At 73.3% G+C, this 18,859-nt stretch carries 13 protein-coding genes; 5 read left to right on the top strand and 8 right to left on the bottom strand.

Features of this window, described 5'->3' with window-relative positions; all coding sequences use genetic code 11:
- Nucleotides 1-57: 57 nt before the first annotated feature.
- Nucleotides 58-1,047 carry a LacI family DNA-binding transcriptional regulator gene (locus ACGFIS_RS30190; protein WP_392906512.1) on the bottom strand — a complete coding sequence of 330 codons (990 nt, stop codon included), beginning with the start codon at nt 1,045-1,047 and terminating at the stop codon, nt 58-60.
- Nucleotides 1,048-1,231: 184 nt separating this feature from the next.
- Between ACGFIS_RS30190 and ACGFIS_RS30185 the strand changes: the two genes are divergently transcribed.
- Both ACGFIS_RS30185 and fdh read left to right on the top strand, forming a co-directional pair.
- Nucleotides 1,232-1,969, top strand: coding sequence for a hypothetical protein (locus ACGFIS_RS30185; protein WP_392906127.1), 738 nt, complete (start codon nt 1,232-1,234; stop codon nt 1,967-1,969).
- 92 nt (nt 1,970-2,061) lie between these two features.
- A complete protein-coding gene (gene fdh, locus ACGFIS_RS30180; RefSeq protein WP_392973330.1) occupies nt 2,062-5,316 on the top strand; it encodes a formate dehydrogenase in 3,255 nt (1,084 codons plus the stop codon).
- 65 nt (nt 5,317-5,381) lie between these two features.
- Here fdh and selD read toward each other — a convergent pair whose 3' ends face one another.
- From selD to selA, 3 genes are read right to left on the bottom strand one after another with little or no spacing between them, the layout of a single operon-like run.
- Entirely contained in the window at nt 5,382-6,440 is a 1,059-nt protein-coding gene (selD, locus tag ACGFIS_RS30175) for a selenide, water dikinase SelD (RefSeq protein ID WP_392973328.1), read from the bottom strand.
- A complete protein-coding gene (locus ACGFIS_RS30170) occupies nt 6,437-8,203 on the bottom strand; it encodes a SelB C-terminal domain-containing protein (RefSeq protein ID WP_392973326.1) in 1,767 nt (588 codons plus the stop codon). Before ACGFIS_RS30170 ends, selD begins: the two co-directional genes overlap by 4 nt.
- The gene (gene selA, locus ACGFIS_RS30165; protein WP_392973324.1) at nt 8,200-9,513 is read right to left on the bottom strand and encodes an L-seryl-tRNA(Sec) selenium transferase; all 1,314 of its coding nucleotides are present in this window, start codon (nt 9,511-9,513) and stop codon (nt 8,200-8,202) included. Before selA ends, ACGFIS_RS30170 begins: the two co-directional genes overlap by 4 nt.
- A gap of 190 nt (nt 9,514-9,703) precedes the next feature.
- Between selA and ACGFIS_RS30160 the strand changes: the two genes are divergently transcribed.
- Nucleotides 9,704-10,966, top strand: coding sequence for a PucR family transcriptional regulator (locus ACGFIS_RS30160; protein ID WP_392906514.1), 1,263 nt, complete (start codon nt 9,704-9,706; stop codon nt 10,964-10,966).
- A 7-nt stretch (nt 10,967-10,973) separates the two neighbouring features.
- Here the strand turns inward: ACGFIS_RS30160 and ACGFIS_RS30155 are convergent, their stop codons facing one another.
- The 3 genes from ACGFIS_RS30155 to ACGFIS_RS30145 form a co-directional block, all read right to left on the bottom strand.
- Complete coding sequence (locus ACGFIS_RS30155) at nt 10,974-12,743, bottom strand: fatty acyl-AMP ligase (protein ID WP_392906135.1); 1,770 nt, start codon at nt 12,741-12,743, stop codon at nt 10,974-10,976.
- Between the two features lie 29 nt (nt 12,744-12,772).
- Entirely contained in the window at nt 12,773-13,777 is a 1,005-nt protein-coding gene (locus tag ACGFIS_RS30150; RefSeq protein WP_392906136.1) for an acyl-CoA desaturase, read from the bottom strand.
- 96 nt (nt 13,778-13,873) lie between these two features.
- Nucleotides 13,874-15,163 carry a lipase family protein gene (locus tag ACGFIS_RS30145; protein WP_392973322.1) on the bottom strand — a complete coding sequence of 430 codons (1,290 nt, stop codon included), beginning with the start codon at nt 15,161-15,163 and terminating at the stop codon, nt 13,874-13,876.
- A gap of 152 nt (nt 15,164-15,315) precedes the next feature.
- Between ACGFIS_RS30145 and ACGFIS_RS30140 the strand changes: the two genes are divergently transcribed.
- The gene (locus ACGFIS_RS30140) at nt 15,316-16,515 is read left to right on the top strand and encodes an MFS transporter (RefSeq protein ID WP_392906138.1); all 1,200 of its coding nucleotides are present in this window, start codon (nt 15,316-15,318) and stop codon (nt 16,513-16,515) included.
- On the opposite strand, the gene ACGFIS_RS30135 is transcribed toward ACGFIS_RS30140, so the two are convergent.
- Nucleotides 16,512-17,222 carry a hypothetical protein gene (locus ACGFIS_RS30135; RefSeq protein WP_392906139.1) on the bottom strand — a complete coding sequence of 237 codons (711 nt, stop codon included), beginning with the start codon at nt 17,220-17,222 and terminating at the stop codon, nt 16,512-16,514. The genes ACGFIS_RS30140 and ACGFIS_RS30135 overlap by 4 nt on opposite strands.
- Before the next feature lie 189 nt (nt 17,223-17,411).
- Between ACGFIS_RS30135 and ACGFIS_RS30130 the strand changes: the two genes are divergently transcribed.
- The gene (locus ACGFIS_RS30130; protein ID WP_392906140.1) at nt 17,412-18,851 is read left to right on the top strand and encodes a hypothetical protein; all 1,440 of its coding nucleotides are present in this window, start codon (nt 17,412-17,414) and stop codon (nt 18,849-18,851) included.
- Nucleotides 18,852-18,859: the final 8 nt, after the last annotated feature.

Below are 18,859 nucleotides of genomic sequence, written 5' to 3'. Positions count from 1 at the left end.
TAGCGCTAACATCATGTGGCGTGACGAAGGACTGGGCTCGCGGGAACGGGACGGGGGCTAGGTCCGGCGGCGGACCCCGGTGCTCTCCCGGACGACGAGTTCCGGTTCGACGACCCGGCGCGACCCCTGCTCCAGGGGCCCGCCGATCCGGTCGAGCAGCAGGTCGAAGGCCCGCCGCCCCACCTCGGCGAAGTTCTGCCGGACGGTGGTGAGCGGCGGCGGGAAGTAGGCGGCCTCCGGGACGTCGTCGAAGCCGACGACGCTGACGTCGCCGGGCACGTCCCGGCCGGCCTCGCGCAGGGCGCGCAGCAGGCCGAGCGCCATCGCGTCGTTGGCGGCGAAGACGGCGGTGACCTCGGGGTCGGCGGCGATCCGCCGGCCGTACTCGTAGCCGGACCGGGCGCTCCAGTCGCCGGCGGGCGACGCCGGGACCTCGCGTCCCGCGGCCTCCAGCGCGGTGCGCCAGCCGTCGACCCGCCCGATCGCGTCCACCCAGTCGGCCGGGCCGGCCAGGTGCAGGACGGTCTCGTGCCCGAGGCTGAGCAGGTGCCGCACGGCGCGTTCGGCACCGGCCCGGTGGTCGACCGCGACGACGGGGAACGGCACGTCCGCGCCCGCGCCGACCGCGACGAGCGGGGTGCTGGACGGCAGTTCCTTCAGGCCCTCCGCCGCCGACTCGTGCGGCGCCACGACCATGATCCCGTCCACCGACTGGGCGCGCAGCCGCTCCACGCCCTCGCCGATCGAGCGGCGGTTCAGGGAGCTCAGGCTGACGATGCTGACGTTGTAGTCGTGCTCGCGGGCGACCTGCTCGATGCTGAACAGCGTGGACGCCGGGCCGTACAGCGTGGTGTCGAAGCTGACCACGCCGAGGACGCCGGACCTGCCGGTGGCCAGCACCCGCGCCGCCGAGTTCGGCCGGTAGTCCAGGGCCCGCACCGCCGCCATCACCCGGGCGCGGGTCTGCGGCCGCACCTTCTCGGGCGAGTTCAGCACCCGCGACACGGTCATCGCCGAGACGCCGGCCATCGCGGCCACGTCCTCCATCACCGCCAGCCGCCGGCCGTCGGCCGTCTCCGGTGATTCGGCGGCCACATCGCCTCCCCGCGCCTTTTGTACCGCTACACGCGAATGTTTGCGCTAACTAACCCGGATGTCAACACCGCCGCGCAGCAACCGCTCCCCGCTCACCAGTAACCTTCGGCTTACCGACGAGCGGAGGAGAGCTTCTATGGGCGAGTTGAGTGCGGCGGAGACCACGCGGGCCGTCGACCAGATCATCCATGACATCGGGGCGAAGTGGATGCTCGACAAGGCGACGTGGGCGCACGGGAAGAAGAACGGGTTCGACAACCCCTTCGCGCACTACTTCGCCGGGCGCTGCGGGGTGCTGGGCGACGTCGACGCCGACGTCGTGACCGCCGCGCTGGGCTGGTTCGCGCCGGGACTCGTCCGGCCCATGTGGGAGGAGGGCGTCGCGGTCGCCGGGGCGCGCGAGGCGGCACGGCGGTACGCGCTCGCGTGCGCGGACTGGGGCCGGGAGCACGTCCCGGACGACCCGCGCCTCTGCGAACTGGCCGAACAGGTGGTGCGGGCGGCCGAGGGGTCGGGACTGCCGCTGTTCTGCGGGTGGCGGGCCGAACCCCTCCCCGAGGACGGGCCGGCGCGCCTGACGCACGTGCTCCACCTCCTGCGGGAATGGCGCGGCGCGCTGCACCTCGTCGCGACGACCGCGGCCGGGCTCGCCCCTCTTGAGGCCGTCCTCGCCGCGAACCCGCCCGAGCGGGCCCAGTTCCTCGGCTGGCAGGGCGACTTCCCGGACTGCGACGCCCTCAAGCCGCAGCGCGCGGAGGCCGAGGAGATGACCGACAGGCTCACCGCCGCCGTGTACGAGCGCGCCCTGTCGCCGTCCGAACGCGCCGAGTTCGCGGAACTGGTCGGCAAAGCGGGGACGGCCGTCCTCGGCTGAGCCGTTCCCCGAGGTACGGCGGCGAGGCCGTGTTTCACGGGCGAGGCGGCGGGTAGGTGGAGGCCGCGCCGAGGTGAGAAGGGCGGTGTGACGTGGGCGTTCACAGATGGATCGGGTCATGGCCCGTCTACCGCCAGTTCGCCGGCGACGATCCGCTGGGCCGGGGGGCGGCCGCCAAGAGCGCGGGCACCGAACGGCTCGAAGCGAGGGTGAGCACCGCCGACAAGGTCGTGAAATCCGTCTGCCCGTACTGCGCGGTCGGCTGCGGGCAGGACGTGTACGTCCAGGACGGCAAGGTCACCCAGATCGAGGGCGACCCGGATTCACCGGTCAGCCGGGGGCGGCTGTGCCCGAAGGGCGCGGCGAGCCTCCAGCTGACCACCGGGTCGGCCCGCGAACACCAGGTCCTCTACCGGCGCCCGCACGGCACGGACTGGGAGCGGCTCGACCTCGGCACGGCGATGGACATGATCGCCGACCGGGTGATCGAGGCGCGCCGGCACGGCTGGCAGTGGGAGAGCGACGACGGGCTGCGGGTGCGGCGGACGCTGGGCATCGCGAGCCTCGGCGGCGCCACGCTCGACAACGAGGAGAACTACCTGATCAAGAAGCTGTTCACCGCGCTCGGCGCGGTACAGATCGAGAATCAGGCGCGTGTTTGACACTCCTCCACCGTTCCCGGTCTGGGAACCTCGTTCGGACGCGGCGGCGCGACCAGCTTCCAGCAGGATCTGCAGAACGCGGACTGCATCGTCATCCAGGGCTCGAACATGGCCGAGTGCCATCCGGTCGGGTTCCAGTGGGTGATGGAGGCGAAGGCGCGCGGCGCCAAGCTGATCCACGTCGACCCGCGGTACACGCGGACGAGCGCTCTCGCGGACGCGCACGTCCCGCTGCGCGCGGGCAGTGACATCGCGTTCCTCGGCGGGATCGTCAACTACGTCCTGCAGAACGAGAAGTACTTCCGCGACTACGTCGTCTCCTACACCAACGCGTCGACGATCCTGACAGAGGACTTCCGCGACACCGAGGACCTGGACGGGGTCTTCTCCGGCCTGGACCGGGAGGGGCGCAGCTACGACCACACGACGTGGCAGTACGAGGGCATGCAGGTCCAGTCGGCCGCCGGGCAGCGCGACCTGCAGTACGAGGACCGCATCCGGGCCGTCGCGGAGGCGGGACGCGGTGAGGCGCACGGGTCCGGCGGCGCGGCGATCGGCGAGGGCCACCCCGAGCGGGACCCGTCGCTGGAGCACCCGAGGTGCGTGTTCCAGGTGCTCAGGCGGCACTACGAGCGGTACACGCCGGAGATGGTCGAGCGGATCTGCGGCGTCCCGCGGGACCAGTTCCTCAAGGTGTGCGAGATGGTCGCCGACAACTCCGGCCGTGACCGGACGACCGCGTTCGCCTACGCGGTCGGGTGGACGCAGCACACGGTCGGCGTCCAGTACATCCGGACGGCGGCCATCCTGCAGAGCCTGCTCGGCAACATCGGGCGTCCGGGCGGCGGCATCATGGCGCTGCGCGGGCACGCGTCCATCCAGGGCTCGACGGACATCCCGACGCTGTTCAACCTGCTTCCCGGGTACATCCCGATGCCGCACGCGCACACGAACCTGGATCTGGAGTCGTTCGTCCAGGGCGAGTCGGCGCGCAAGGGCTTCTGGGGCAACATGCGCGCCTACATGGTCAGCCTGCTGAAGTCGTACTGGGGCAACGCGGCGACGGAGGACAACGAGTACTGCTTCGACTATCTGCCGCGCCTGACCGGGTCGCACAGCACGTACGAGACGGCGATGGCGCAGATCGACGGGGTGTGCAAGGGCTACTTCCTGATGGGCGAGAACCCGGCCGTCGGGTCGGCGAACGCCAAGGTCCAGCGGCTCGGGATGGCGAACCTGGACTGGCTCGTCGTCCGCGACTTCTCGCAGATCGAGTCGGCGACCTGGTGGAAGGACGGCCCGGAGATCGAGACCGGCGAGATGCGCACCGAGGACATCGGCACCGAGGTGTTCTTCCTGCCCGCCGCGACGCACACCGAGAAGGACGGCAGCTTCACCAACACGCAGCGGATGCTGCAGTGGCACCACCAGGCCGTGGAGCCGGCCGGGGACGCGCGCAGCGACCTGTGGTTCATGTACCACCTGGGCCGGATCATCCGGGAGAAGCTCGCCGGCTCGTCCGACGAGATGGACCGCCCGGTTCTCGACCTGACGTGGGACTACCCGACGCATGGCGACCTAGACGAGCCGGACGCCGAGGCGGTTCTCGCGGAGATCAACGGCTACGACGGTGACGGGAACCCGCTGTCGTCCTACACGCAGCTCAAGGGCGACGGGTCCACCTCGTGCGGCTGCTGGATCTACTGCGGCTGCTACGCGGACGGCGTCAACCAGACGGCGCGCCGCAAGCCGGGCCGGGACCAGAGCTGGGTGGCGCCCGAGTGGGGGTGGGCGTGGCCGATGAACCGCCGCATCATCTACAACCGGGCGTCCGCCGACCCGGAGGGCAACCCGTGGAGCGAACGCAAGGCGCTCGTGTGGTGGGACGCCGAGCAGGGCGAGTGGACGGGCCACGACGTGCCCGACTTCGTCGCCGACCGCCCGCCGGACTACGAGCCGCCGGATGACGCGACCGGCCCGGACGCGCTCGCCGGCACCGACCCGTTCATCATGCAGGCGGACGGCAAGGCGTGGCTGTACGTCCCGGCCGGGCTGATGGACGGCCCGCTGCCGACGCACTACGAGCCGCAGGAGTCGCCGTTCACGAATCCGCTGTACAAGCAGCAGCGCAATCCCGTCCGGCATCTGCTGCCGCCGCATCCCGACAACCGGTCGGCGCCGAGCGGCGACGCGCCGGGCGCGGACGTGTACCCGTTCGTGGCGACGACGTACCGGCTCACCGAGCATCACACGGCGGGCGGGATGTCGCGGTGGCAGCCGTACCTGGCCGAGCTCCAGCCGGAGTTCTTCTGCGAGATCTCGCCTGAGCTGGCGGCGAAGCGGGGACTGGAGCACGGCGGCTGGGCGACGATCGTCAGCCCGCGCGCCGTCGTGGAGGCGCGGGTCATGGTGACCGGGCGGATGCAGCCCCTCACCGTGGACGGGCGGACCCTGCACCAGGTCGGCCTGCCCTACCACTGGGGCCCGAACGGCTACACCACGGGCGACGCGGCGAACGAGCTGCTGCATCTCGTCCTCGACCCGAACACGCACATCCAGGAGGCGAAGGCCCTGTCGTGCGACATCCGCCCGGGCCGCCGCCCTCGCGGCCCCGCGGCGGCGGCCCTGGTCCGCGAGTACCGGGACCGGGCCGGCATCACCGGCGACACCGGAACCGAGGTCTGACCGGACGACGGTCACCGCGGCATGCCGCCCCTGTCGGCGGTGCCATGGGGGCGGCACGCCTCAGGTCAGCGGACGATCAGCGGGTGGGCGGCGGCGGGGATCAGTTCGCCGATGACGGGGGCGCCGGGGATCTCGCCGGCGATGAGGAGGCCGCCGGACGTCTGGGCGTCGGCGAGGAGGAGGCGTTCCTCCTCGCCCGCATCGCCGAAGTCGGTGTGCGGGGCGACCCAGTCGAGGTTGCGGCGGGTGCCGCCGCTGACGTATCCGGCGCGGGCGGACTCGCGGGCGCCGTCCAGGTAGGGGACGGCGGCGGCGTCGACCACGGCGGTGACGCCGGACGCGCGGGCCATCTTGTAAAGGTGGCCGAGGAGCCCGAAGCCGGTCACGTCGGTGGCGCAGACGGCCCCGGCGTCCAGTGCGGCGGCGGACGCGGCCGCGTTCAGCCCGACCATGGCGGCGACGGCGTGCTCGAAGACCTCGCCGGTCGCCTTGTGCCGGTTGTTCAGGATCCCGATGCCGAGCGGCTTGGTGAGGGTGAGCGGCACGCCGGGCCTGCCGGCGTCGTTGCGCAGGAGGCGGGCCGGGTCGGCGACTCCGGTGACGGCCATGCCGTACTTGGGTTCCGGGTCGTCCACGCTGTGGCCGCCGCCGACGTGGCAGCCCGCCCGGGACGCGACGTCGAGGCCGCCGCGCAGCACCTCCCGTGCCAGTTCGAACGGCAGGACGGCGCGGGGCCAGGCGAGCAGGTTCACCGCGACGAGGGGACGGCCGCCGACCGCGTACACGTCCGACAGCGCGTTCGCGGCGGCGATCCTGCCCCAGTCGTACGGGTCGTCGACGACGGGGGTGAAGAAGTCCGCGGTGGCGACGGCGGCCAGGCGGCCCGGGGAGCCGGGGACGCGGACGACCGCCGCGTCGTCGCCGGTTTCGAGGCCGACGATCAGCTCTCCGTTCGGGGACGCGGGGACTGCCCCCAGGCCCGCGAGGACGTCTTCCAGTTCACCCGGCGGGATCTTGCAGGCGCAGCCTCCGCCGTGCGCGTACCCGGTCAGCCTCTTCGTCATCTCAGGCTGGGGCGTGGCAGGCTGGTTCGTGGCAGGCTGGGTCGTCTCGGCCTGGGTCATGTCGTCCTTCCTGTGCAGCGCCGGCGGAGGTCGTCCACGCGGACCGTGTAGCCCCGCTCGTCCAGGTGCTCCAGCAGCGGGACGGCGACGCGGCGGGTGGTGCCGAGGGCGCGGCGCGCCTCGCTCAGCGTGAACGTGTCGCCGAGCTCCGCGAGCAGCGCGGCGGCGCGGGCGTCGTCGCCGGGCAGCAGGACGATCCCGTCGCCGATTCTGAGGAGCGCGCCGGCCCCGGCCGCGGCGGCGAGCATCTTCGGGGTGAGGCCCAGTTCGGCGAGGCGGTTCGCGTCGGGGGCCCGGAACGGGGTCTCGGCCAGCTCGCGGCGGACGGCGTCGACGGCCGCCCGGACGGCCGGGGGCAGCTCGGGCACGGTCGCCCGGCCGTAGATCCGCCCGTCGCGCTGCCGCAGCCCGGCCGCGAGCGCGTCCAGGAGCGCGCGGTCGGGCAGGCCGAGGGCCCTTCGGGCGGCTTCGGCGGGCATCCCGGGGTCGGCCGGGTCGGCGGCGGCGTGCTCCTCGACGACCGCGACGAGACGCTTGCGCAGTTCGTCCCAGAGGCCGGGGTCGGCGACCCAGTCACCGGCGACGGGCTCGCTGGAGACGGGGACGCCCATCGCGATCAGGTCCGTCCGCCTGATCAGGCCGCGGCGGCGCAGCTCGGCGGCGCCGTCCGGGCGCCCGGTCAGGGAGGCCAGCTCCCGTGCCCGGGCCGCCGCCGCGCCCCGCCTGGTGAACGGCTCGGGGCGGACGTCCAGCACCGTGACCCCGGCGGGGACGCGGTGGCGTCCGGGGTCGCGCAGCAGGGCGATGTCTCCGACCCGCAGCGGCAGCGGCCGCCGCAGCGAGATCCGGGCGGTGTCGTCGCCGAGCGGGCGGACGTGCACCGGCACCGCCGCCGACCCCACGTGGAGGACCAGCTCGCGCGGCAGGTCCCGGGCCGGGTCGCCGCGCAGCCGCACGTCGATGACGTCGGCGCCGAGCCAGCGTCCCGGCGCCAGCAGGGCGTCGCCCCGGCCGATGTCCCCCGTGCCGCCGTGCACGTTGACGGCGACGCGGGCGACGGCGCCGACCGTCTCCCGGTCCTCCTTGAGACTTTGCAGCCCGCGCACGCGGACGAGCCCGCCGCCGGCGGCGAGCCGGTCCCCGACGCGGATCGTCCCGGCGCCGAGCGTCCCGGTCACGACGGTGCCCCGGCCCCGGATGGTGAAGACCCGGTCGACCCAGAGCCGGACATCGGCCTCGCCGTCGGGGGGCGGCAGCGACCCGGTGAGCCGCTCCAGCGCGTCCCGCAGCCCGTCGACGCCCTCGCCCGTGGCGCCGCTGACCGTGACCGCCTCGACCTTGCCGAGCGAGGTGGCCGCGATGCGGGCGAGCGCGTCGTCCCGCACCCGGTTCGCCGCCGCCTCGCCGGTGAGGTCGCGGCGCGTCACGACGAGGAGGCCGTGCCGGACGCCGAGCGCGTCCAGGACCGCCAGGTGCTCCTCCGACTGCCGCTGCCAGCCCTGATCGGCCGCGACCACGAACATGACGCCGGGGACGGGCCCGACCCCCGCCAGCATCGTCGCGACGAGGCGCTCATGCCCGGGGACGTCCACGAACGCGATCCGCCCGCCGCCGGGGAGCGTCGTCCAGGCGAAGCCGAGGTCGATCGTCAGGCCCCGCCGCCGCTCCTCCTCCAGCCGGTCGGGCTCCATCCCGGTGAGGGCGCGGACGAGCGTGGACTTGCCGTGATCCACGTGGCCCGCGGTGGCGATGACGTGCGTCATCGCGCCGCCGCCCGCACCGCCCCGGCGATCTCGTCGTCCTGACCCGGCGGCACCGAGCGCAGGTCGAGCAGGCAGCGCCCATCCTCGACGCGTCCCATCACCGCCGGTGCCGCCCGCCGCAGCCGCGCCGCGTACCCGCCGGGCAGCGACACCGCCGCGCTCGGCAGGACGACGCCGGGCGCGCCGCCGCCCCCGACCGCCGCCTCGCTCTCGACGTCCATCGCGTCCACGCCCTCGTCCCGCAGTCGTGCGGCGAGCCGCCCGGCCCGCTCCCGCAGCGCCGCCGCGTCCGCGTGCAGGGCCGCGTCCGTCGGGGTGCGCGGGCCGCGGACGGTGGCCTCCAGCGCGGCGAGCGTCAGCTTGCCCACCCGCAGCGCCCGCGCCAGCGAATGGCGGGCCAGCCGCCGCACCAGGTCGTCCCGTCCGAGGACGAGCCCGCACTGCGGCCCGCCGAGCAGCTTGTCGCCGCTGGCCGTGACCAGGTGCGCGCCCGCCTTGAGCATCGAGGCCGCGTCGGGTTCGTCCGGAAGGAGCGGCTCGTGCGCGAGCAGCCCGGAGCCGATGTCGGCGACGACCGGCACACCGAGCCCGGTCAGTTCGGCGACGTCGGCGCCCTGCGTGAAACCCGTCATGCGGAAGTTCGACGGATGCACCTTGAGGATGAAGCCGGTCTCGTCCCCGACCGCCGCCGCGTAGTCGTCCGGCGTGGTCCGGTTGGTCGTGCCGACCTCCCGCAGCCGCGCGCCCGTGGCCGCGAGCAGTTCGGGGATGCGGAACCCGTCCCCGATCTCCACCATCTCGCCGCGGCTGATCACGATCTCCCCGTCCCCCGCGAGGGCGGTCGCGGCGAGCACGAGCGCCGCCGCCCCGTTGTTGACGACGTGCGCCGCCTCCGCCTGCGGCACCCGCTCCAGCAGCGCGGCCAGCACCGACCGTCCCCGCCTCGCCCGCTTGCCGGTCCTTAGGTCCAGCTCGACGTCGGTGGCCCGCGACGCCACGGCCACCGCGTCCCGCGCGGCGTCCGACAGCGGCGCCCGCCCCAGGTTGGTGTGCAGCAGGACGCCGGTCGCGTTGATCACGGGACGCAGCCCGGACGCGGTCGCCGGCAACGCCTCCACCGCCGCATCGGCCACCGCGTCCGGCGGGATCTCCCCCGCCCTCGCCCGCCTCTGGGCCGCGACGAGGGCCGCCTTCACGACCCCGCGGCCGAGCCGTTCCTCCGCCCGCGCGAGCCGCGGATCGCAGAGCAGCACATCCGTCCGCGCGATCCGCCGCCGCCCGTCCCCGGCGGGCACCGCTTCATGATCCATCGCCCGACCTCCGCTGCGCCGGTACCCGTCAGCCCGCACCCGAAACGACCAGCGGACTGAACGCGTCCCTCGGGCCGTGGCCGTTCCGGGGGTGCCGGGTGGGTTTATCACCGAAGTGAGTGTCGCGGGGGGCGGGATGTGCCTAGCCTGGCGGCCCAGGCGTCCACTCCGGAGGTGACTCTTGACCGAGGTGCATGTGAAATCCTCCGGGGACGAGCTGTCGGCCCAGCCGTGGAGGGACGTCCCCCGCGAAGAGGCGGAGTGGATGCGGCCGCACCTTGCGGCATTGGCCGACATCATGGTCGAGGGGGTGCTGCGGCACGTTCCCGAGTACGCCCGGCCCGACGATCCCGTCTACATCGATGCGATGCGGATCGCGGCGGAGCGGGGCATGGGGCACTTCGTCCAGATGATCGCCGATCCGGACGCGTCCTGGCAGGAAGTGCACCAGGTCTTCTTCGACATCGGGTACGGGGAGGCGGTCGAGGGACGCTCGCTGGAGCATCTGCAGAACGCGCTTCGGATCGCGTCCCGGACGGCCTGGCGGTACCTGTCGCGGGAGGCCGATCGGCTGAGGAAGCCGCGCGAGCTGGCGATCTCGCTGACCGAGGTGAACTTCGCGTACCTGGATCTGCTGGCGTCCGCCGCCGCGCAGGGCTACGCGCGTGCCCGGGAGAAGGCGGCGGGCGAGCGGGAGCAGCGCCGCGGCCGGCTGCTGAGCCTGCTGCTGTCCGACCCGCCCGCACCGAAGGACATCGTCGCCGAGCAGGCGAACCTGGCCGGCTGGGCGCTGCCGGAGCGGCTGGCGGTGATCGTGCTGACCCCGCGTCCCGGCAGTGGCGGGGAGGGCCCGGCGGGGCTGCCGCCGGGACTGCTCAGCGGCCTCGACCGGGGGCGGCCGTGCCTGGTGATGCCGGACCCGGACCGCCCGGGCGGGTCCGACCGGCTCACCGCGACCCTCGGCGGGTGGACGGGCGCGGTCGGGCCGTCGGTGCCGGCGGACCAGGCGGGCATCTCCCTGCACTGGGCGCACCGGACGCTCGACCTGATGGCCGCCGGGCGGCTCGGGCACGCACCGGCCCCGGGTCCCCGGGTGAACGGGAGCGCGCGGCGGACCGGCGTCCTCGTCCACGCGGACCGGCACATGCCGGACCTGCTGCTGCAGGAGGGCTGGACGCTCGCCGAGGCGGCGGCGCGGCGCAGGCTGACGCCGCTCACCGCGCTCGGCCCGCACCGCGGCGGCCGGCTGGCGGTCACGATGCTGGAGTGCCTCAAGCACGGCTTCAACGCGACCGACGCCGCGGAGGCGCTGAGCGTGCACCCGCAGACGGTCCGGTACCGGCTCGCGCAGCTCCACGAGATCTTCGACTACGACATCGAGGACCCGGCGCTGCGGCTGGAGCTGATGCTGCTGCTTCCCGTCTGGCTGCGGGACGCCGGCGAGGAGGCGTGAGCCCGGGTCACTCGGTCCTGGCGGGCACCTCCGTGGTCGGCAGCGTCTCGTCGAGGTAGGCGAGACGGCAGGCGGACCGCGCGATCTTCCCGCTGCTGGTGCGGAGCAGGCCGCCGGGCTCGATCAGCACGAAGTCGTGGACGCGCAGGTCATGCTGCTGTTTCACGGCCGTCCGCACCGACTGCGCGACCTCGTCCGGGTCGAGCAGCGCGATCGGCACCCGCCGGTTCCGCTCGGCGATGACGACGAGGCCCTCGGTCTCGCCGGTGTCGGTGGGCACGTCGACGGACACGGCGCAGGTGTACTCGGGGCGGATGGCCTTGTGGGCGCCCGAGACGGTGAACTCGATGTCCTGCGGGTAGTGGTTGCGGCCGTCGATGATGACCAGGTCCTTGATCCGGCCGGTGACGAACAGCTCGCCCCGGTGCAGGACGCCGAGGTCGCCGGTGCGCAGCCACGGCCCGGCGGGCAGGTCGCCCGGGTCGTTGAGCCGTGCCTGGAAGGTCTCCCTGGTGGCCTCCGGGCGCCCCCAGTAGCCGGCGGCGACGTTCGGGCCGTGCACCCAGATCTCGCCGACCTCCCCGTCCGGGAGCCGGTTGCCGGTCTCGGAGTCGACGATGACGGCGTGCTGGCCGTAGGACGTCCCGCAGGCGATCAGCTGGATCGCGCCGGGCGCGTCGGCGGCGCACGGCTCGGCGGCGCCGCGGCGGAGCCGCTCGTGGTCGAACGCCTGGCGCGTCGGTTCCCGGAAACGCGACGACGCCGACACGTAGACGGTCGCCTCGGCCAGGCCGTAGGCGCACACCTGCGCCTCGGGCTTCAGCCCGCAGTCCTTGAACGCCTCGTAGAACCCGCTGAGCGTGCTCTCCCGGATCGGCTCGGCGCCGTTCATGAAGACCTGCACGCCGCTGAGGTCGAGGCCCTTCTTCTCCTCCTCGGTGACCTGCGCGGTGAGGTACTCGTAGGCGAAGTTCGGGCCGCCGGTGAACGCGTGGCTCTGCGCGCTGAGCAGCTCCAGCCAGCGGACGGGACGCATGATGAACGCGACCGGGTCCATGATCACGCCGGGGTTGCCGTACACGAGCGGCAGCGCGACGGTGGTGACCAGGCCCATGTCGTGGAACACCGGCAGCCAGTTCACGCCTGACGACTCGCGCGGGATGCCCTCGAACGTCCGCCACAGCTGCTCGGCGTTCGTCGCGAAGTTGCCGTGCGTGATGATCACCCCGGCGGGGGTGCGGGTCGAACCGGAGGTGTACTGCAGGTAGGCGACGTCGTCCGGGTCGATCGGCTCGGGCGTCCAGTCGAGCGTCCCGTCCACCTGGTCCGCGACGATGATCTCGGCGGGTTCGCCGACGCTGTTGTCCGCCAGGAACGCCCTGACGTGCGGCAGCGACGCGCTCGTGGTGATCACGACGTCGGGTTCGGCGTCCTGGTAGACGGCCAGGAGCCGGTCGCCGTGGCCGGGCAGGTCCGGCGAGAACAGCGGGACGCCGATGACGCGGGCGTACATCGCGCCGAGGAACCCGGTGACGTAGTGGAGGTCCTGCGGGGCGAGCAGCGCCACCCGCCGCCCCGGCTCGGTGGCGCGGCGGATCGCGGCGGCGATGGAGCGGGCGCGCCTGTCCAGTTCGCCCCAGGTGACGTGGAGGGCGACGCCGTCCGGGTCCTTCATGTAGTCCATGAACGTGTAGGCGCGGTCGTCGGGGAAGTCCTTGGCGAACCGGGACAGCCGCTCGATGAGGGGCGTCCGGTCGAGGGCGGGCAGTTCGGTCATGCTTCGTGGCTCCTGTACGGGGAGGCGGGTCAGGAGGAGACGGGGTCCGCGGCGGCGTCCGGGGCGGTCCCGTCGCGGAGGCCGCGCCCGCGGGGGACGCGGCGGGAGGCGAGGCGCTCGTGGTCGGGCCAGCGCACGTCCCAGACCCAGCCGAGCCTCTCGAAGATCCAGATGACGCGGGCGCTGATGTCGATCTGCCCCTTGAGGACGCCGTGCCGGGCGCACGTCGGGTCCGCGTGGTGCAGGTTGTGCCAGGACTCGCCGAACGACGGGATCGCCAGCCACCACACGTTGCGGGCCTTGTCGCGGGTCTTGAAGTCCTCCCTGCCGAACACGTGGCAGATCGAGTTGATCGAGAACGTGACGTGCTCGCCGGCGAACACCCGCATCAGGCCGCCCCAGAACAGCGCGGTGAGGGCGCCGTGCCAGGAGAGGGTGAGCAGCGCGCCGAGCCCCATCGGGACGAGGAACGTGGAGAGGACGATCACGGCGTAGACCGGGTCGAGGGACAGGAACCGGATGTCCTTGTCCCTGAGCAGGTCCGGTGCGTACTTGCTGCGGGACGTCCTGTCCTTGCTGAACAGCCAGCCCATGTGCGCGTGGTACAGCCCCTTGGTGAGACCCCACACGCCCGGCCCGTACGCCCACGGCGAGTGCGGATCGCCCTCCTGGTCGGAGTACTTGTGGTGGCGGCGGTGGTCGGCGACCCACCGGACGACCGATCCCTGCATCGCCTGCCCGCCCAGGATGGCGAACGCGATCCGCAGCCACCGCTTGGCCTTGAAGCCGCCGTGGGTGAAGTGCCGGTGGTAGCCGACCGTGATCCCGATCGCGTTGAGCGGATAGAGGAAGGCGAAGATGGCCACGTCCGTCCAGCCGAGCCCCCAGCCCCAGAGGAAGGGGACGGCCGCCAGTACCCCGATGATCGGCGCGACCACGAACACCACGACCGCGATGCGCTCTGGCAGCGGGACGGTACCGGAGATGTCCGGCTGCGGGGTTCGGCTGCCGGCGTCGGCGACACCCGCTGTCATGTACGGCTCCTTAGATGTTCGGTTGCGGGGAGGCCCCGGCACGGGGTCCGGGCCACCGGTCGTCCCGGCGGCCCGGCCCGCGGGCGGGGGTATCGGTCAGCAGTTGCCCTCGGCGGGCTTGCCTGCGAACCGGTCACCGAGGAAGTTCGTCACGTCCCCGGCCGCACCCCAGTCGGTGCTCAGGTGCTCGGTCGGGTAGTTGTTCTTCCACGTCGTGTTGATGCCGGCGTCGCAGTAGCGCTGCCGCGTGGCGTCCTCGGTCTCGTGCGGGATGATCTCCTCCAGCCAGCCCCGGTACTGGAACACCGGGAAGCCGATCTTGTACTTGGCGTCCGAGGAGGGGGTGCCGATGCCGACGCCGAGGCGCTGCCGGTCGACGAGCTCGCCCCACGTCACGCCGCCGGGGCCCTTCAGCGCGTAGATCTGCTCCAGCGTCAGCCCGTCGTCGGAGAAGTTCTCGACCTTCGCGCCGAGGAACACCGCGAGCGTCCCGAACAGGCAGTGGGATTTCACGTCCCGGATGGCCTTCTCGCCCGTGTCGTTCATCAGCTCGGTGAACGGCATCTCCGGGTAGGCGGCGTTCAGCCCGACGAGCGCGTCGGCGAGGAAGCCCGCGAACAGGCTGCCGTTCAGCTGCTTCGCCGTCACCTTCAGGTCGCCGGGCACGCCGCCCGCCGCCGCGCCGACCACGTTCAGCTCCGGGGCGTAGGACGCGGCGAGCTGCGCGCCCCACAGCGCGGCGGCGCCGCCCTCGGAGTAGCCGGAGATGCCGACGTCGCCGTCCGCCTTGAGCGTCCCGCCCGGGATCCCGCGGGACGCCCGGACGGCGTCCAGCAGCGCGTGCCCGGCGTTGGCGCCCACCATGTACGTGTGGACCTGCCCGTTCAGGTACCCGACGCCGTCGGTCGCGGCGACCGCGTAGCCGGCGTGCAGGAACAGCTGCAGGTTCCCGCCCTCGTACATGTCGACGTACTGTCCGGCGAGCTGCCTGGAGAACGCGCACTGGAGGCCGGAGCCGAGCGTTCCGGGGTTGAACGCGACGGTCGGGCGGGATCCGTCTCCCGTCCAGGGGGCGTCGGGGATCGCGACCGTCCCCGTCACCACGTTCTTTGCGCCCTTGGCGTCCGTCGAGACGTACCGGACCTTCCACGCCTGCATCGGGACGTCGCCCGGGATGTTCGTCAGCTTCACCGGCCGGCAGGCGAGCAGGTCACCCGGGTTTCCCGGCACCGCGGCGGGCGGCGCCGCGTAGATCTCGGCGTCGGTGGCGTCACAGCCCGGCGGTGCCGCGTCCCGGGGTGCGGCGATCGCCTGCGGCGCGGCGACCGCGGGCACGGCGAGCGCCGCGCTCACGACCGCGGTGGTGAACAGGCTACGAAGACGCATTCTCGCTCCGGGGTGGGCCGGGGATCCGAATGCTGACGACTGTGTCCCACCGGCCTGACGCGCGGAATGAAGTCTCCTCACATGCTCGGGCGCCGTTATTAGCAACGAACTCAATAACCGGGCGGTGCGGCCGGTCTCCTAACGTCGTCGGCATGAGCGAGTCATCTCAGCGCGCGAGGGACGCCCGCGGCGCCCGTCCGCCCCTGGTCGGACGGCACCTGGCACTGGTGTTCGCGGCGACCTTCACGAGCCTGGCCGGAGTCTTCCTGCTGCTGTCGGTCGTCCCGATGTACGCGGTGGACGGCGGGGCGGGCCGCGCCGGCGCGGGCGTCGCGACGGGCTCGCTGATGCTGACGACGGTGCTCGCCGAACTGGCCCTCCCCCGCCTGCTCATCCGGTTCGGGTACGTGCCGGTTCTCGCGGCCGGCCTGCTGCTTCTCGGCCTTCCGCCGCTCGCGCTGCTCGCCTCGTCGGACATGGCGACGATCATCGTGGTGAGCCTGGTGCGCGGCGTCGGCTTCGGAGTCGCCGTGGTGGTACCGAACGCGCTGGTGGCCGCGCTCGCCCCCGCGGCGCGCCGGGGCGAGGCACTCGGCGTCTTCGGGCTCACCACCGGGCTGCCGGCGGTGCTCGCGCTCCCGCTCGGGGTGTGGCTCGCCGGACAGGTCGGCTACCCGGCCGTGTTCATCGCGGCCTCGGTGGTCTCGCTCGCCGCCCTGGCCGCGCTGCCCGGCCTGCCGCGCCACCTCGCGTCCACGTCCGGGCGGCGGAGCTTCGGGATCGTGGCGGGGCTGCGGTCGCCGGGGCTGGTGCGTCCGGCGGTCGCGTTCGCCGCGACCGCGATGGCGGCGGGCGTGCTGATCACGTTCCTGCCGGAGGCGGTACCGGCCGGGGGCGTCGCGGCGGCGGCGCTGTTCGTCCAGCCGGCCGCCACGACGTTCACCCGCTGGCGGGCGGGACGCGCCGGGGACCGGCACGGCGCCGCGCGCCTGCTGGCGCCCGCCGTCATCCTCTCGGCGGCCGGGATCGCGCTGCTGGTCCTCGTACCGGCCCCGGCCGCCGTGTTCGCCTCGATGATCCTGTTCGGCGCCGGGTTCGGGGTGACGCAGAACGCGAGCCTGGCGTTGATGTACGAACGGGCGCCCGCCTCCGGTTACGGGACGGTCAGCGCGCTCTGGAACATCGGCTACGACGGCGGCATGGGCATCGGCGGCGTCGCGTTCGGCGTCGCCGCCGCCCACACCGGCTACCCGGCCGCCTTCGCCGTGACCGCCGCCGTGATCTTCCTCACCGTGCCGCTGGCCGTCCGGCGCCGCACCCGCCGGCCACGGCGTCGCGGCCCGGCGCCCTAGCCGTGGGCGGGACGCGGGGGTTCGCCCGACCGGGCCGGGCGGGTCGGGCGGCTGGTGTCCGTGTGGCGCGGGACGGTGTCCGGTGAGCGCGAGATGGTCTCGGCCGCGCGGGCGGGCTCGGCGCGCCGGCCGGGGCCGTCGTCGGCGTCCGCCCCGGCGTCCGCGGGCAGGAGGCCGGACGTCTCCAGGTAGTTGCGGCCCCGGGGCGTGAGGTCCCACGCGTTCTGCCGCCACTCCTTGCGGCGCCACACGACGCCCGCCGACAGCAGCTTGCGGCCCACGCGGCTGATCTCGGTCTCGTCGGTGCCGAGTTCGGCGGCGAGCTGCCGGTTGGACATCCCCTGGCGGCGGGACACGGCGAGCATGAAACGAGCGGCGTGGCCGTCGGGCTGCAGCGCGAGCTGGAGGCCGGACGGGAGCCGCTTCAGCGCCCAGTGGACGACGTCGATCAGACCGAGGATGCGGCCGCGCTGCTCGCGCTGCGGGCCGTCCAGGGCGCCGACGTCCAGGTAGTGGCGGTGCAGCCACTGCAGCCCGTCCTGGCATTCGACCAGGGCGGGCTCGTCCGCGCTCAGCGACGCGTCGGTGATGAGCATGCCGAGCGCGCTGAAGTGGCCGTCGCTGATGATCTTGGCGTGTTCCATCGCGTCGATGAGGCGCCGGACCTCCGTCCGGCGGTCACGGACGGAGTCGGTCGTTGCGCTCATGGTCACACTCCCGGGTCGACGGGCACCGCCGGACAGATCCAGAGTGCGGCTTTGCCAAGTGAATGTCAAGTGATGCGGATCCAGGTTCTGTAGCGGAGGACACTGAATGCGGAGTGCGGGGGAGTTAGCATCGATCCACCACCCGTAACCGTGCGTGTCAATCCCCCGGGGGCGCTTATGACGGATCAGTTGGCTGCAGCCGTGTATCCGGCCGAACCAGCTGATCTCTTCGTCCAGCTCTACGACTCGATGCCGGACGACGCCTTCCGGAGCTGGACGGCCACGCGCTGGTACGCCGAGGAGCGGGTGCGGCGCAAGGCCGGGGAGATCGCCGACGGCGTGCTGGAGCGCGGTGTCCTCGATCCCGCCGAGACCGCGCGGATCGTCGCCATGCGCGGCGACCTCGGGCGGTTCACGATCCTGCTCGGACTCGACATCGCGCTGGCCCACGCGAGCCCGTACGCGCCGTACCACGACGCTCCCGCGCTGGCCGGGGTCCTGGTCAACTACCTGACCGAGGGGAGGCTGAACGGCCCGGCGACGACGGGCGCGCTGCTGCCCAGGTGCGCGTTCCCCGGCCGGCCGCGCGGGATGCGGTCCAAGGAGGAGTTCTTCGGCGTCCACCGCGTCTCCCAGGCGGAGTGGGAGCGGATCGACCACACCGTCCTGCCCGCGGTGAACGACCCGCACTTCAGCCGGGACGAACCTGTCACGGTCGGCTGTGCGCCGGTCCTGGAGACGTTCGACGACCTGGACATCGAGTTCGAGGAACAGAACGGGATGACCGTCTACCGGCTGTGCCCGATGGACTCGTCCGGGATCCGCAGCCGCATCAAGGCGATCGTCCGGCGGCTGGACGAGTCCGGCGCGCAGCTCGCCGTGATGCCGGAGGCGTCGCTGTCGGACGCGCTGCTGGAGCACTGGAAGGAGGTCGCGTTCGACACCGCCGGACGCGACCGGGACCACCGTCCGCTGCGGTTCCTGCTGCTCGGCAGCGGCCCGCTCGGCGGCGAGGACCCGCCGCCGAACCGCGCCGTCCTCCTGGACCGCTGGACGGGCCAGGAGCTCCTCGTCCAGGACAAGCTGGCGGGCTTCACGCTCGACCCGGGGCAGATGAAGCTGTGGCGGCTGCCGGACGCGCCGCCCGGCGGCACGGCCGTGGAGTACGCCCGGCCCGGCACGCGGATCGGCGTGCTCGACTCCTCGCTCGGCCGGCTCGCGGTGCTGATCTGCGAGGACCTCGGCCGGTCGACCGGCTGGGAACGCGAGCTGCAGGCGTGCGGGGTGTCGCATCTGCTCGTCCCGATCTTCTCCAAGCCGATCCTGGAGCACCGCTGGGAGGACCAGGGCGCCGAGCGGCAGGTCGTGGGCCTCGGGAGCTGGGTGGCGGTGTCCAACAGCCTCGCGATCGGCGCCGCCATCCCCGACGAGGACCTGCCCGGCCCCCGCTACACGTGCCTGGTCGCCGGCCCGAAGAGCCTGGACCGCACCGCCTACGTGACCGAGCGGCAGTTCGGCGTCGCGCGCACGGGCGCCGAACTCGGCCGGCTGCCGACGTCCGAGCTGCCCCGCGTGTTCCCCGGCGCCGCCTATGACGCCTGGCATCCCCACTGGCAGGACGCGAAGTAGATCAGAGG

Origin of the sequence: Spirillospora sp. NPDC048824, assembly GCF_043198455.1 — a bacterium.
Taxonomy (GTDB): Bacteria; Actinomycetota; Actinomycetes; order Streptosporangiales; family Streptosporangiaceae; genus Spirillospora.
This window is presented reverse-complemented; position numbering and strand designations above follow the sequence as displayed.

Coding starts and splice junctions, on each gene's coding strand:
- selD (WP_392973328.1), bottom strand. CDS start 6,440: ATGACCCAGGCCGAGACGACCCAGCCTGCCACGAACCAGCCTGCCACG.
- selA (WP_392973324.1), bottom strand. CDS start 9,513: ATGGATCATGAAGCGGTGCCCGCCGGGGACGGGCGGCGGCGGATCGCG.
- ACGFIS_RS30150 (WP_392906136.1), bottom strand. CDS start 13,777: ATGACAGCGGGTGTCGCCGACGCCGGCAGCCGAACCCCGCAGCCGGAC.
- ACGFIS_RS30185 (WP_392906127.1), top strand. CDS start 1,232: ATGGGCGAGTTGAGTGCGGCGGAGACCACGCGGGCCGTCGACCAGATC.
- ACGFIS_RS30140 (WP_392906138.1), top strand. CDS start 15,316: ATGAGCGAGTCATCTCAGCGCGCGAGGGACGCCCGCGGCGCCCGTCCG.
- ACGFIS_RS30170 (WP_392973326.1), bottom strand. CDS start 8,203: ATGACGCACGTCATCGCCACCGCGGGCCACGTGGATCACGGCAAGTCC.
- ACGFIS_RS30135 (WP_392906139.1), bottom strand. CDS start 17,222: ATGAGCGCAACGACCGACTCCGTCCGTGACCGCCGGACGGAGGTCCGG.
- ACGFIS_RS30145 (WP_392973322.1), bottom strand. CDS start 15,163: ATGCGTCTTCGTAGCCTGTTCACCACCGCGGTCGTGAGCGCGGCGCTC.
- ACGFIS_RS30190 (WP_392906512.1), bottom strand. CDS start 1,047: ATGGAGGACGTGGCCGCGATGGCCGGCGTCTCGGCGATGACCGTGTCG.
- ACGFIS_RS30155 (WP_392906135.1), bottom strand. CDS start 12,743: ATGACCGAACTGCCCGCCCTCGACCGGACGCCCCTCATCGAGCGGCTG.